10 protein-coding genes and 1 pseudogene are annotated in these 13648 nt (G+C 74.0%); 5 read left to right on the plus strand and 6 right to left on the minus strand.

The window, feature by feature from the left end:
- The first annotated feature begins 42 nt into the window (after positions 1–42).
- The 4 genes from ACFYMP_RS20940 (at position 43) to ACFYMP_RS20955 (ending at position 4486) form a co-directional block, all read left to right on the plus strand.
- Positions 43–168 carry an LPFR motif small protein gene (locus tag ACFYMP_RS20940; RefSeq protein WP_388859566.1) on the plus strand — a complete coding sequence of 42 codons (126 nt, stop codon included), beginning with the start codon at positions 43–45 and terminating at the stop codon, positions 166–168.
- A gap of 83 nt (positions 169–251) precedes the next feature.
- Entirely contained in the window at positions 252–2690 is a 2439-nt protein-coding gene (locus tag ACFYMP_RS20945; protein ID WP_388859569.1) for a Tex family protein, read from the plus strand.
- A gap of 189 nt (positions 2691–2879) precedes the next feature.
- Positions 2880–3701: an SAM-dependent methyltransferase gene (locus tag ACFYMP_RS20950; RefSeq protein WP_388859572.1), complete on the plus strand. Its 822-nt coding sequence runs from the start codon at positions 2880–2882 to the stop codon at positions 3699–3701.
- A complete protein-coding gene (locus tag ACFYMP_RS20955; protein WP_388859575.1) occupies positions 3698–4486 on the plus strand; it encodes an SAM-dependent methyltransferase in 789 nt (262 codons plus the stop codon). The genes ACFYMP_RS20950 and ACFYMP_RS20955 overlap by 4 nt, the downstream gene beginning before the upstream one ends.
- A 73-nt stretch (positions 4487–4559) precedes the next feature.
- Here the strand turns inward: ACFYMP_RS20955 and ACFYMP_RS20960 are convergent, their stop codons facing one another.
- Together ACFYMP_RS20960 and ACFYMP_RS20965 are read right to left on the minus strand one after the other, a co-directional pair.
- On the minus strand, positions 4560–6197 hold the full coding sequence (locus tag ACFYMP_RS20960; RefSeq protein ID WP_388859578.1) for an ABC-F family ATP-binding cassette domain-containing protein: 1638 nt from the start codon (positions 6195–6197) through the stop codon (positions 4560–4562).
- Positions 6198–6297: 100 nt separating this feature from the next.
- A complete protein-coding gene (locus ACFYMP_RS20965; RefSeq protein WP_388859581.1) occupies positions 6298–7686 on the minus strand; it encodes a DUF3616 domain-containing protein in 1389 nt (462 codons plus the stop codon).
- A 35-nt stretch (positions 7687–7721) separates the two neighbouring features.
- Here ACFYMP_RS20965 and ACFYMP_RS20970 point away from each other — a divergent pair, with 35 nt between their 5' ends.
- Complete coding sequence (locus tag ACFYMP_RS20970) at positions 7722–8879, plus strand: FAD-dependent oxidoreductase (RefSeq protein WP_388859584.1); 1158 nt, start codon at positions 7722–7724, stop codon at positions 8877–8879.
- Positions 8880–8947: 68 nt separating this feature from the next.
- On the opposite strand, the gene ACFYMP_RS20975 is transcribed toward ACFYMP_RS20970, so the two are convergent.
- From ACFYMP_RS20975 to ACFYMP_RS20990, 4 genes and pseudogenes are all read right to left on the minus strand, one after another.
- Positions 8948–10312, minus strand: a complete 1365-nt coding sequence (locus ACFYMP_RS20975; RefSeq protein WP_388859587.1) for a M14 family metallocarboxypeptidase — start codon at positions 10310–10312, stop codon at positions 8948–8950.
- Between the two features lie 164 nt (positions 10313–10476).
- Positions 10477–11364 carry an oxygenase MpaB family protein gene (locus ACFYMP_RS20980; RefSeq protein ID WP_388859590.1) on the minus strand — a complete coding sequence of 296 codons (888 nt, stop codon included), beginning with the start codon at positions 11362–11364 and terminating at the stop codon, positions 10477–10479.
- 105 nt (positions 11365–11469) lie between these two features.
- Positions 11470–11769, minus strand: a complete 300-nt coding sequence (locus ACFYMP_RS20985; protein WP_388859593.1) for a hypothetical protein — start codon at positions 11767–11769, stop codon at positions 11470–11472.
- Between the two features lie 93 nt (positions 11770–11862).
- Positions 11863–12906, minus strand: a pseudogene (locus ACFYMP_RS20990) (glycoside hydrolase family 76 protein); the annotation flags it as partial.
- Positions 12907–13648 lie beyond the last annotated feature (742 nt).

Genomic DNA, 13648 nt, shown 5'->3' on the forward strand with positions numbered 1-13648 from the left:
CCGCCCGCTCGTCCGTACTGTCCCCGAGGAAGGGATGCCCTCATGTTCCGCGCCATCGCCGACGTCCTCCGCCAGATCGGCGGCGCGCTCGCGACCGTCGTGACGCTGCCGTTCCGCGCCGTGGCCCGCCTGTTCGGCGGGGCCTCCCAGTCCACTCGGCGCGCCTGAGCAGCCCATCGAGCCTGATCCCCGCGCCGCCGCGCCGCCTGCCAGAATGGGCCGCAAGCTCAGAGTTAAGGCGGTACGGGAACGTGACAACACCCCGCACAGGGTCCATCGAAGGACGCATTGCCGAGGAACTCGGCGTACGGGAGCGGCAGGTGAGGTCCGCGGTCGAACTGCTGGACGGCGGTTCGACCGTGCCCTTCATCGCGCGCTACCGCAAGGAAGCGACCGAGATGCTGGACGACGCCCAGCTGCGGACGCTGGAGGAGCGGCTCCGCTATCTGCGGGAGCTGGAGGAGCGGCGCGGCGCCGTCCTCGAATCCGTGCGCGAGCAGGGCAAGCTGACCGAGGAGGTCGAGGCCCGCGTCCTCGCGGCCGACACGAAGGCCCGGCTGGAGGACGTCTACCTGCCCTTCAAGCCGAAGCGGCGCACGAAGGCGCAGATCGCCCGCGAGGCGGGCCTCGAACCGCTGGCCGAGGGGCTGCTCACCGACCCCTCACGCGAGCCCTCGGCCGCTGCCGCCGCCTTCGTCGACGCCGGCAAGGGCGTCGCGGACGCGCAGGCCGCTCTCGACGGGGCCCGCGCGATCCTGTCGGAGCGCTTCGCGGAGGACCCCGACCTGATCGGCGAGTTGCGCGAACGCATGTGGACGCGGGGCCGGCTCGTCGCGAAGGTCCGGGAGGGCAAGGAGGAGGCGGGCGCCAAGTTCGCCGACTACTTCGACTTCACCGAGCCCTTCTCCGCCCTTCCCTCACACCGCGTGCTCGCCATGCTGCGCGGGGAGAAGGAGGAGGTCCTCGATCTGGTGCTGGAGCCCGAGGAGGCTCCGGCCGAGCCGGGCGTGCCCTCCTCCTTCGAGGGGATCGTCGCGCAGCGCTTCGGCGTCGCGGACCGGGGCCGGCCCGCCGACAAGTGGCTGCGGGAGACGGTGCGCTGGGCCTGGCGCACCCGCATCCTCGTCCACCTCGGGATCGATCTGCGATTGCGGCTGCGCACCTCCGCCGAGGACGACGCGGTCGCGGTGTTCGCCGCGAACCTGCGTGACCTCCTGCTCGCCGCCCCCGCCGGTACGCGGGCGACGCTCGGCCTGGACCCGGGGCTGCGCACCGGGGTGAAGGTCGCCGTGGTCGACGCGACCGGCAAGGTCGTCGCGACCGACACGATCTATCCGCACGCCCCCCGCAACCGCTGGGACGAGGCCCTCACGAGTCTCGCGCGGCTCGCGCGGCAGCACTCCGTCGAACTGATCGCGATCGGCAACGGCACGGCCTCCCGGGAGACCGACAAGCTCGCGGGTGAACTCATCGCGAGGCACCCGGAGCTGAACCTCACGAAGGTCATGGTCTCCGAGGCGGGCGCCTCGGTGTACTCGGCCTCGGCCTTCGCCTCGCAGGAGCTGCCGGAGCTGGACGTGTCGCTGCGCGGCGCGGTGTCCATCGCCCGCCGGCTCCAGGACCCGCTGGCCGAACTCGTCAAGATCGACCCCAAGTCGATCGGGGTCGGTCAGTACCAGCACGACCTGTCCGAGGTGAAGCTGTCCCGTTCGCTGGACGCCGTCGTCGAGGACTGCGTGAACGGCGTCGGGGTGGACGTCAACACGGCTTCGGCGCCGCTGCTCGCCCGGGTGTCGGGCATCAGCGCGACCCTCGCGGAGAACATCGTCGGGCACCGGGACGGCAACGGCCCCTTCCGCTCCCGCAAGGACCTCAAGGCGGTCGCCCGGCTCGGCCCGAAGGCGTACGAGCAGTGCGCGGGCTTCCTGCGCATCCGGGACGGGGAGGACCCGCTCGACGCGTCGAGCGTGCACCCCGAGGCGTACCCGGTGGTACGCCGGATGGTGAAGGCCACGGGCGGCGGGGTCGCCTCGCTCATCGGCGACACGCGGACGCTGCGCACGCTGCGTCCGGCGGACTACGTGGACGACACCTTCGGCCTGCCGACGGTCACCGACATCCTGCGCGAACTGGAGAAGCCGGGACGCGACCCGCGCCCCGCCTTCCGTACGGCGACCTTCAAGGAGGGCGTCGAGAAGCTGTCCGACCTGGAGCCGGGCATGGTGCTGGAGGGCGTGGTCACCAACGTGGCCGCCTTCGGCGCCTTCGTGGACGTCGGGGTGCACCAGGACGGACTGGTGCACGTCTCGGCGATGTCCCGCACCTTCGTCAAGGACCCGCGCGAGGTCGTGAAGCCCGGGGACATCGTGAAGGTCAAGGTCATGGAGGTGGACATCCCGCGCAAGCGCGTCTCCCTGACCCTGCGGCTGGACGACGAGGCCGCCGCCGGAGGCGAGCCGGGTCGCGGCGGTGGTGCGCGCGAGCGGCGCGGCGGTGGCGACCGGGGCCGTAAGGGCGGCGGGGAGCGCACTCCGCAGCAGCGGCAGCCGCGCGGTGGTGGCGGTGGCGGCAACGGCGGTGGCCGTCCGGCCCCGGCGTCGGCGCCCGCGAACAGCGCGATGGCGGACGCCCTGCGCCGCGCGGGGCTGACCGGCGGCGAGCGCGAGTCACGCGGGCGCCGTCCACGTTGATCCGAAGGGCCGGGGCCGCCCCGCGCGCGTCCGGTGCGCGTGCGGGGCGGCCCTCACCCTGGGAGGCGGCCACGCCCCCACCGGTCACAACTCACGCCACGCCCACCGCCTTTCACGCATAATGCGGGCAGGACCGAGCGCCCGCCGCGGGGCGGGACGGCTCAGGACGCGCGAGACGAGGGAGTGCGTATGACGGACGAGGTGGCGGCACGAGAAGCGGACGCGGGGCGGCGGTTCGCGGTCGACACGAGCGCGGCGCATCCGGCGCGGGTCTACGACTGGTTGCTCGGCGGCAAGGACCACTACCCCGTGGACCAGGCGGTGGCCGAGGCGCTGCCGCCGGGTGCCGTGCAAGGGGCGCGGCAGAACCGGGCGTTCATGCACCGGGCCGTCAAGTGGCTCGCCCGCCAGGGCGTTGACCAGTTCCTGGACATCGGCACCGGGATACCGACCGAACCCAACCTGCATCAGGTCGTCCAGTCCGTGAACCCGGCCGCCCGGATCGTCTACGCCGACAACGACCCGATCGTCCTCGCGCACGCCGAGGCGCTGCTCGTCAGCAGCCCCGAGGGGGAGACCCACTACCTGCCCGCGGACGTGCGCGAGCCGGAGGAACTCCTCGCGCGCGCCGGGAAGCACCTCGATCTCACGCGGCCGGTGGCGCTCTCCCTCATCGCGCTGCTCCACTTCCTGCCCGACAGCCAGGACGCCTACGGGATCGTCCGCCGGCTCGTGGCCGCGCTGCCCCCGGGCAGCCACCTCGTCCTCACCCACTCGGCCTACGACCTCTTCCCCGAGGCCCTGGAGAAGTCGGCCGCCGACTACCGCGCGGCCGGGATCGAGATGGCCCTGCGCGGACGGCCCGAGGTGGCCCGTTTCTTCGACGGTCTCGACCTCGTACCGCCCGGCCTGGTCACGGCGAGCGAATGGCACCCGGAGACCGAGGAGTTCGTGCCGGAGCCGAGCGGTCTGTACGCCGGTGTCGCGCGCGTGCGCGGGGAGGCGGTATGACGACCATCCGTGTCGGCGGCGTCGACATCGACACCACCGCCCCGCACCCGGCCCGGGTCTACGACTGCCTGCTCGGCGGCAAGGACCACTACCCGGTCGACCAGCGGGTCGCCGCGAGCCTTCCGGAGGCCGGCGCCCAGGGAGCGCGGGAGAACCGGGAGTTCATGGCGCGGGCCGTGCGGTGGCTGGCCGGGGAGGGCGTCGACCAGTTCCTGGACATCGGCACCGGGATACCGACCGAACCCAACCTGCACCAGATCGTCCAGTCCGTGAACCCCGCCGCCCGGATCGTCTACGCCGACAACGACCCGATCGTCCTCGCGCACGCCGAGGCGCTGCTCGTCAGCAGCCCGGAAGGGGCGACGCACTACCTCCAGGCGGACGTACGCGAGCCCGCCACGATCCTGCGCGAGTGCCGCGAACTCCTCGATTTCACCCGGCCCGTGGCGCTCTCGCTGATCGCACTGCTGCACTTCCTCCCGGACGAGGTGAAACCGCACGACATCGTCGCCGCCCTCACCCGGGCACTGCCCTCCGGGAGTTACCTCGTGCTGTCGCACGCCGCCTCGGACATCTACCCGGACAAGGCGGCGGAGGTTCGAGAGGGTTACGCGCGCGGGGGCATCCGGCTCGCCTTCCGCGACCGTGCCGAGGTGGCGCGCTTCCACGAGGGACTGGAGCCGGTGGCGCCCGGCCTCGTGGAGACCACGTCCTGGTACCGCGACACGGCCCGCCCGGAGCCCGGCCTCGGCGGGATCTACGCCGTGGTCGCGCGCGTGCCGTGAGCCGTACCGGGCACGGAGCAGCACGTGGCCTCCGGCCCCGCCAGTCGCCCCGCGCGGCGGGGCCCTTCGCGCCTCAGCGTTCGCCGACGCGACCCGCCGCGACCTCGAAGCGACGCGTCGTGCGGACCGCTTCCAGCATCCGGCGGTCGTGTGTCACCAGCAGCAGGGTGCCCTCGTAGGAGTCGAGGGCGGACTCCAACTGCTCGATGGCGGGCAGGTCGAGGTGGTTGGTGGGCTCGTCCAGGACGAGGAGGTTCACTCCGCGTCCCTGGAGGAGGGCGAGGGCGGCGCGGGTGCGTTCGCCGGGTGAGAGGGTGCGCGTGGGGCGCAGTACCTGATCGGCCTTGAGACCGAACTTCGCCAGCAGGGTGCGCACTTCGGCCGGTTCGAGATCGGGTACGGCCGCGCGGAAGGCGTCCATGAGGGGGCTCTCGCCGTCGAACAGGGCGCGGGCCTGGTCGACTTCGCCGATCAGGACGCCGGAGCCGAGGGCGGACTCCCCCGCGTCGAGCGGCAGCCTGCCGAGGAGCGCGGCGAGCAGGGTCGACTTGCCCGAGCCGTTGTCCCCGGTGACGGCGACCCGGTCGCCCCAGTCGATCTGGAGGCTCACCGGGCCGAAGGCGAAGTCGCCGCGCCGCACCTCGGCGTCCCGCAGGGTCGCGACGACCGCGCCGGAGCGCGGGGCGGCGGCGATCTCCATGCGCAGCTCCCACTCCTTACGGGGTTCCTCGACGACCTCCATGCGCTCGATCATGCGCTGCGTCTGCCGGGCCTTGGCGGCCTGCTTCTCGGTGGACTCGGCGCGCAGTTTGCGGCCGATCTTGTCGTTGTCGGTGGCCTTGCGGCGCGCGTTGCGTACCCCGTGCTCCATCCATCCGCGCTGCGTCTGGGCGCGTTCCTGAAGGGCGGTGCGCTTGCCCGCGTACTCCTCGTACTCCTCGCGGGCGTGCCTGCGGGCGACGGCGCGCTCCTCCAGGTACGCCTCGTAGCCGCCGCCGTAGAGCCGTACCTGCTGCTGGGCGAGGTCGAGTTCGAGGATGTCGGTCGCGGTGCGGGACAGGAACTCGCGGTCGTGGCTGACCAGGACGGTGCCGGCGCGCAGCGAGGTGACGAACTCCTCCAGCCGGGCGAGGCCGGCGAGGTCGAGGTCGTTGGTCGGCTCGTCCAGCAGGAACACGTCGTAGCGGGAGAGCAGCAGCGAGGCGAGGGAGGCGCGGGCGGCCTGGCCGCCGGACAGGGCGGTCATCGGGAGGTCGAGCCCGGTGGTGAGGCCGAGGTCGGCGGCTACCGCCTCGGCGCGTTCGTCCAGGTCGGCGGCGCCCAGGGCGAGCCAGCGCTCCAGGGCCTCGGCGTACGCGTCGTCGGCCCCGGCGCGCTCCTCGACCAGCGCGGCGGTCGCCTCGTCCAGGGCCCGCTGCGCGGCGGTGACGCCGGTACGGCGGGCGAGGAAGGCGCCGACGCTCTCCCCCGGCCTGCGTTCGGGTTCCTGCGGCAGATAACCGACGCTCGCGCCCGGCGGGGTGAGCCGCACGCTGCCCTCCTCGGGGGTGCCGATCCCGGCCAGCAGCCGCAGCAGCGTCGACTTGCCGGCCCCGTTGGCGCCGACGAGCCCCACCACGTCCCCGGGCGCGACGACGAGGTCGAGCCCGGAGAAGAGTGAGCGGTCGCCGTGCCCGGCGGCGAGGTCCTTGGTCACGAGAGTCGCAGTCATCAGGGGTGGGAGTTTATCGGGCCCGGCACCCCGGTTCCGCCGGAGGACTCCGCCCCGGCACCCCGGTTCCGCCGGAGGACTCCGTCCCGGCTCCCCCGCCTCAGCCCAGCGTGAACCATGTGCTGCGGGATTTCTGCCACTCGGGGTGGTCGAGGTCCTTGGCCTGGGTGCCGTCGCCGTACAGGTCCGCGTCACCGTCGTCGGTGACGAGCTGGACGCGGGCACCGGCGCTCGCGGAGGCGGGCACGGACACGACGGACTCCCAGCCCCCGGCGTCGGTCGTGGGGAGGTCGAGGGCCTTGACGGGGGCGTGGCCGGGGACGCCGTCCCAGCGGTACAGGGCGTAGGGGTCGCTGTTGTCGTCGGCGGCCCAGGAACCGGCGAGGATCAGGTACTCGTCGGCCGCGTTCTTGCGGATGTCGCGTACGGACAGCCCGCCGAGGTCGAGTTCGACCGGGGTGCCGAAGGCCGCCTTGGTGCCGGTGACGACCTTGTCGAGGTTGGTCACGGGCACCAGGAGCGCCTTGCCGCCGGTCACCGCCGGGGTCAGCGGGGCGCGGAAGCCGAGGTAGGCGGTGGTGGCCGAGCCGGGCGCGAACTCCAGGCCCTCGACGTTGAAGCCGTCGACGGACTTGGGGACCTTGCCCTTCGCGGTGGCGGCCGCGAAACCGTACCGGTCGTCGTGGGACTTGTCCCAGGCCACGAGGTCGTCCCGCAGCTTGTGGTAGGCGCTGGTGAAGGTGAGGGAGGTGGTGGCCCCGCTGCCGGACAGCTTGGTCGTGAAGACGGTGTTGCGGTCGGCCTTGTACGCGCCGTCCTTGTTGTTGCCGAGGGAGCCGGTCCAGTAGACGGTGTCGCCGACGCGGGTGCCGCCCTCGATGTCGGCCTCCTTGTCGGCGCCGAGCTTGCCGCTCAGGTCCCAGGTCTTCACGGGGGCGCCGGAGACCGAGCCGTTGTACAGGCGCAGGGTGTTGTCCTCGTCGTTGGCGACCAGCAGGTAGCCGCCGCCGACGTCGACGGCGGCCGAGGCGTCGCTCGCCCCGGTGAGGTAGCGCGCGTCGGCGGAGTACTGCACGGCGGGGGAGGCCGCGTAGTGCAGGGTCTTCGTCGCGGTCTTCCCGCCGAGTCCGTTGACCCTGACGGTCAGGTCGGTGTAGCCCCGGGCGTGGGCGGTGACCGCGAGCGTCCTGCTGCCGCCGGTGCCCGTCACGCTCACGTCGCCGGTGCCGACGACCGAGGTCTTGCTGCTCTTGGAGACGTCCACGGTCAGCGCGGAGGGGTCGGCGCCGCTCTGGGACACGGTGACCGCCACCGTCGGATCGGCGCTCGCCCCGACCGCTCCGGACAGGTACGCGGCGGAGAGCGAGATCGTGGGGGTGCCGTAACTCGCGGCCTGGGCACTGCCGTTCAGCCCGGTGGCGGCGAGCAGCAGCGCTCCGGCGGCGCCGAGGCCCGTTCGGCGGAGGGACGGGGGGACGGGAACGCGCACGGGGATGCCTTTCGTCTGTCAGCGGGGGCCCGGCGGTGGAAGCGGGCGCCGAGGAGAAGGTTCGGCTCACTGCGACAACGCGGGGCGGACGTCGGAGGTACGGGGAGCGAACAGGCGGGGACGAGCGGGGCCCGCTGCCGACGGGCCGGAGCGCTGACGCGGTGCGCTGCCCCGGGGCGGCCGTCTTTCGCGCGGGCGATACCGTCGAACACATGGACAGCGAACTCAGGGCCGGTGCCCCGGACGTCGTGGTGGTCGGCGGGGGTGTCATCGGTCTGACCACGGCCGTCACGCTGGCGCGGGCCGGGCGGCGGGTGGAGGTGTGGTCGGCGGACGCGGCGCTCGCCACCACTTCGGCCGTGGCGGGTGGCCTGTGGTGGCCTTACCACATCGAGCCGGCCGAGCGGGCCGGCGCGTGGGCGCTGGAGTCGCTGGAGGTGTACGGGGGGCTCACCGGCGAGCCGGACCGCACCGGCGTCCGGCTCGTCGCGGGGGTGCAGGCGGGGATCTCGCTCGGTGATCTCGGTCCGTGGGCGGCGGAGGTACCCGGTCTGCGGCCCTCCACCGCGCGGGAGTACGCGGGCGGGCCGGGGCTGTGGGCGCGGCTGCCGGTCATCGACATGCCGACGCATCTGGCGTGGCTGGCCGGGGAGTTGCTGGCGCACGGCGGCCGGCTCCTGGCGCGCAAGGTGCGTGCCCTGGAGGAGGCGGGGCGGCAGGCCCGGGTGGTCGTCGACTGCGCGGGGCTCGCGGCCCGCGAGCTGGTGCCCGATGCCGCCGTCCATCCCGTGCGCGGTCAGCTCGTGATCGTCGAGAACCCGGGCGTGGACACGTGGTTCGGGGCGGTCGCCTCGGGCGGGCCGCTCTCGGTGTACTTCCTGCCGCAGCCCTTCGGTCTCATCCTCGGCGGGACCGCTCAGGTCGGCGACGGGAACCGGGAACCGGACCCGGCCACCGCCCGGGAGATCGTGCGTGGCTGCGCGGCGGTACGGCCCGAGATAGCGGACGCGAAGGTGCTCGGCCACCGGGTCGGACTGCGCCCCGGGCGCACCGGCGGGGTGCGCATGGAGGCACAACGCCTCGCGGACGGCACCCCGGTCGTGCACAACTACGGTCACGGCGGGGCCGGGGTCACGGTGGCCTGGGGCTGTGCGCGGGAGGCGGCCGAACTGGTCGCGGCCGCCTCCGGGTGACACGCTCGGAGGTGCGGGGTGCCCGGCCCGGTGGCCGGGAGAGGGCACGGGAGGACGCGCGGAAGGCGTCAGCAGTGTTCGACCGGGGTAGCGGCCGTCAGCGGGTAGCGCGCGCGGGCGTCCAGGAGCAGCGGGATCAGGGCGCGCAGCGACTGGCGCAGCGGGACGAGGGCCCCGCCGCCCGTGCGGTCGGCGTGGACGGCGACTCCGTGCAGGGCCAGTTCGTCGCGGACGTCCGCGTACTGGCTCGCGCTCAGCCGGTAGCCGCACGGCGGGTCGGTGAGGACGTCCTCGGGTGCGGCGGGTTCGTTGTCGGCGCCGGCGAGGTGGACCGGGCCCCGGTCCAGGAGCCCGCTCAGCCGGGCCGTCGTCGTGGCCTTCTCCACGGCCGCGCGGTGCGTGTCCGTGAAAGTGAACAGCCCGTCGAGCGCGTCGAGTTGCGAGTCGACCCTGCGCCGGTGGTTGAGCGCCGGGTCGGCCTTCTCCTCGGCGGACAGCGCGTCGATCCGGCTCTCGACGAGCAGGCCGACCGCGTGCTTGACGCCGCTCATGTTGCGCAGGATGCGTTCCTGTCCGTCCCCGGCGGTCTGCCGGACCGGGTCCCCGGTCGCGGGGTCGGTCCAGATGCCGTAGGTGCCGATCGAGTGGCCGCCCGCGCGGGCGGCGGGGCGGACATAGCTCTGTGACAGGGCCCGCGCCTCGCGGTGCACGGCGGGCGCGGTGTTGAGGTTGCGCGGCCAGAGGTCGAAGAGGTCCTTGTCGTAGGAGGGCGGGGTGGCGCCGTACTCGTGCAGGTCGTAGACGAGGTCGGGCCGCCGGTCGCGCTGGATCGCGGCCATCGCCCGCGCCTCCGCCGTCCTCAGGGCGAGGTGGTCCCGGTTGATGTCGACGCCCTCGGAGTTGCCGCGCGTGCCGGCCGCGTTGCCGTCGGGGTTGGCGTCGGGCAGCACGAGGACCGTCGTACGGGAGAGGAAGGCGCGGGTGCGGGCGTCACGCGCGTAGGCGAGGTCCCGGACGGTGCTCAGGCACGCCTCGCGTCCGGCGGGCTCGTCGCCGTGCTGGCTGCACACCAGGAGCACCGTGTGGTGCGTGGTGCGCCGCTCCCCGACGCGTACGAGGGTGAGGGGCCTGCCCTCTTTCGTGGTGGCGACCGTCTCGACCCGGGTGCGGTCGCTGCCCCGGTCGACGGCGGCGAGGAAGGCGGCTTCCTCGGCCTGGGTGGTCCAGCGGGCCCCGCCGGCGCGTTCGAACCCGGTGCGGGGTGGTCCGCTCGCGGCCTGCGCAGGGGCGGTGACGAGCGGGACGGCCAGTGCCAGGGGGGCGACGCCGAGCAGGAGGGCTTTGGCGCGGCGCGCACCGCGTCGTCCGTCCCTCCTGGACCCCGCGTCCGCCTCGGGCCGTACGTGTTCCTCGGGGTGCGCGCGTGCGGGCATCTCGTTGCCTCCCGTTGACGACGCGCGGGAGGGTTCCGGCGCGGTGGCGCGTGGGGGGAGTGCGGTACGGACGCGGGTGTGACGCGGGGGTTACGGAGCGCAAGTTACCGGGGTGGTGGGCGGGAGGGAAGGGGCGTAGCGGGGGGAGTTCGGGGCGGGTTCGCTCACCGTCGGGTGCTCACCGCGCCGCCGCGCCGGGCGGCGGCGCGGGCGCGGCGGGCCCTGGGGAGGTAGCGCAGTCGCTCGGGCAGGGCGGGGACGAGCAGGCGCAGCACGGTGCTGAAGCGCCGCAGTCGCCGCTCCTGGCGGTCGCTCCACGGCAGGCCGAGCGCCGCACGGGCCTCGGGCGGCAGGTAGCCGACGGTCAGGAAGCGGCGCAGCCGCAGGAGGGGCGGGAGCAGGAGGGGCCACAGAGCGCGCAGGGCCAGGCGCGGGAGACGGGGGCCGCGGTCGGGCGGGGGTACCGGCAGGTCGACGGAGAGCAGGTCGTGGACCACTTGGTTCGGGCCGGTCTCCTCGGCGAGCACGCGGTGGAAGGCGGGCCAGAACTCCTCGACGGTGCGGGGCAGATCGCTCTCACGCAGTCCGAGTACGCGGCCGACCCGCCGCCACTCCTCGTACAGCCGCCGTTCCTGCGCGGGGGTGAGCGGCCGGTGCAGGAGGCGCAGGCCGTGCTGGTAGACGGGGAAGCCGGTGGCGTGCACCCACGCGTAGGTATCCGGGGCGAGGGCGTGGTAAGGGCGGCCGAGGGTGTCGGTGCCGCGGATCTCGCGGTGCAGCCGGCGCAGCCGCCGCCCTTCGGCCAACGCCTCGTCCCCGCCGTAGACCCACAGTTGCACGGAGGCGAGGGAGCGGGCTCCCCGGCCCCACGGGTCGGTACGGAAGACGGAGTACTCGTCCACACCCGCGCCGACCGCCGGGTGCGCGACCTGGAGGGTGAGCGCCGCCGGGAGCAGGAGCAGGGAGCGGATGTCCCCCGCGACGCTCCACAGCACCCCGCCGGGCGGGGGCGGGACGGGTTCGGGGCCACGGGCCCGGCGGGACGAGGGCACGGCGGCGGCTCCCCTGGTGCGGCGGTGGGCGGACACCCCAGGTTCCCACCGTGTGTACCGGTACGTCCCCTCGACGGGCCGCCGCCGCGTTCCGGTCTCCCCTGCCTACGCGCAGCGCGCGGCGACCAGGGCGGCCACCTCGGAGACCCGGTCCCTCAGCTCCGCCTCCGCCCGCACGCGGGCCGCCTCCAGGCTCGACTGGGGGGAGGCGGCGGGCCGGGCCCCCGGGGGCGGTACGGGCGCGGCGGTCACGATGCCGGGGACGGGGGCGCCGGGGCCCGGCGGCGGCGCGGTCCGGGCCGCGCGGCGCAGGGCGCGGGCGTGCCGCAGGAGTGTCAGCGGTGGCAGCGACAGCGCGAGAAGCGCGGCCTTGGGCAGAACCGGACCCGGGGGGAGCAGGTGCATACCCGTGGGCTACCCGTTCCGGCACACGCCGCAACCACCTGTACGGGGGACAACGGCGCCGGTCGCGCGGGCGGGGCGGCGCCGCGGTCCTGGCTATTTCTGGGTGGCCGCGTTCAGCAGGTCGAGCGCGCTGTGCTGGCAGCTGTGGTTGGAGGAGGTCAGCGGGCCGTTCCAGTGCGAACCGTAGATGTCCTGGTCGGTGCGGTCGTGGGCGTACGCGGCGTCGGCGTTGCGGTCGAGCCAGCCGGTGTACGGGTGGTCGTCCAGCCGCGTGTTGAGCGCGCCGAGTCCGCGCACGTACGCCCCTTTGAAGGAGGCACCGTCACCGGCGCACTCCCCCTCCCCGGGTTCACGCAGCACCCCGTCGGCGGTGATGTCGCCGGAGTCGGTGGAGGCGTCGGCGAGTTCCCTCGCGGTGTCGAGATAGCCGTTGTCGCCGGTGGCCCCGGCCAGTTCGGTGAGGCCGCCGAGCACGACTCCCTGGTTGTAGGTCCACGTGGTCTGCCCGTTGTTGGCGCAGTCGTCACCGAGCCCGTCATTGATCATCTTCGAGCCGTTGATCATGCCGCTGCCGCTGAACCAGTCCCACTCCGCCCTGGCCCGGTCGAGGTACTGGGTGTCGCCTTCGACACGGTTGTGCAGGGCCGCGGTGAGCTGGAGGTACAGCTCGTTGGTGACGGCGTTCTTGTACGCCTTCGTCTCGTTCCACTGCACCCCGCCACCGCACTGGTCACTCCAGTACTCAGCCATGTGGTCGGCGTCGGCGCGGGCGGTGTCCAGGTACTTGGTGTCTCCTGTCAGGTCGTAGGCGTCGATCCAGGCCAGCCCCCACCACCCGGTGTCGTCCAGGTACTCGTTGGTGAAGTTGCCGCCCTGCGCGTCGATGTTGCGGTCGTGGATCTCGGACACGACCGACTCGTAGCCGAAGTCCCCGCTCACCCGCATGTGGTCGATGAGGGCGGTCACGGCGTTGGCCGAGGTCCACCAGCCGTTTCCGTCGAACAGCGCGGTGTCGCCGTCGTACATGGTCATGAGCCCTTCGGCGGCGGCCGAGCCACGGGTGTCGGCCACCGCCGGGCTCGCGGCGGACGCGGTGAGGGGCAGGAAGGCGAGGACCAGCCCGCCGGCGGCGGTCGCGGCGGCGAGGGTGGTCCTGCGGGAGATCGCGTGGGGGAAGGACTTCATCACTCTCCGGTCCGGGCGGCCGCGGTGCGGGCGGTCGCCGGGACGAGGTAGGGGTCCGGGTGGTGGCGCACCGCGTGTGGGGGCGGGTGGTGACCGGTACGGCTCGCTGCCCCCGCTCCCCGGACGAGGCCGGGCCGTGCGCGCGGACGGACGGACAACGTTGTCAGGACGTCGGACCGTTCGGCGCGGCACATCTGTCACCTCGGGGGCACGGGGCTTCCGGGCGGGACTAGGACACGAAGGATCGCAGAGGCGGTCGGGGCACCTCGTGGACCGGTTCGCCGGAACCGGGTGGTCCTGTGTGTCCCCGGGGAGGTCGCGGGCGGCTCTTTCCTGTCAGCGGGCTTCCCCGGACGGCTCCCCCACACGCGGAGAGCGCTCTTTGACGCTAGCCAGGGGTGGTGGACACGTCAACGGTCCGGGCCGGGTCAGTTCCCGGCGCGTGACGAAGGGCGGTGCGGGGGGCCGCGGTTGGGGTGGCAGCGGGGGTGAGCGAGCCACCCCCGCAGCAGGGGTGAGCGAGCCACCCCTGGGTCCCGGGCCCGCCGGGCCGGTCGTGTCCCGGGCACGACGAGCGCCGCGGGCCGCCCCCGCCGGCCGCCCCCCCCCCGGCCGGGGGGGGCCGCGCGGGGGCCCCCCCGCGGGGCGGCCCCCCCCCGCCCCCCCCCACCCCGCCGCGCGGCGTTAGAGCGGG

Origin of the sequence: Streptomyces sp. NPDC007088 (assembly GCF_042869355.1) — a bacterium.
GTDB lineage: Bacteria > Actinomycetota > Actinomycetes > Streptomycetales > Streptomycetaceae > Streptomyces.

What these genes read in the sequence shown, in the direction of transcription:
- ACFYMP_RS20940 (WP_388859566.1), top strand. Translation starts at nt 43, where the DNA reads ATGTTCCGCGCCATCGCCGACGTCCTCCGCCAGATCGGCGGCGCGCTC.
- ACFYMP_RS20950 (WP_388859572.1), top strand. Translation starts at nt 2,880, where the DNA reads ATGACGGACGAGGTGGCGGCACGAGAAGCGGACGCGGGGCGGCGGTTC.
- ACFYMP_RS20955 (WP_388859575.1), top strand. Translation starts at nt 3,698, where the DNA reads ATGACGACCATCCGTGTCGGCGGCGTCGACATCGACACCACCGCCCCG.
- ACFYMP_RS20960 (WP_388859578.1), bottom strand. Translation starts at nt 6,197, where the DNA reads ATGACTGCGACTCTCGTGACCAAGGACCTCGCCGCCGGGCACGGCGAC.
- ACFYMP_RS20975 (WP_388859587.1), bottom strand. Translation starts at nt 10,312, where the DNA reads ATGCCCGCACGCGCGCACCCCGAGGAACACGTACGGCCCGAGGCGGAC.
- ACFYMP_RS20985 (WP_388859593.1), bottom strand. Translation starts at nt 11,769, where the DNA reads ATGCACCTGCTCCCCCCGGGTCCGGTTCTGCCCAAGGCCGCGCTTCTC.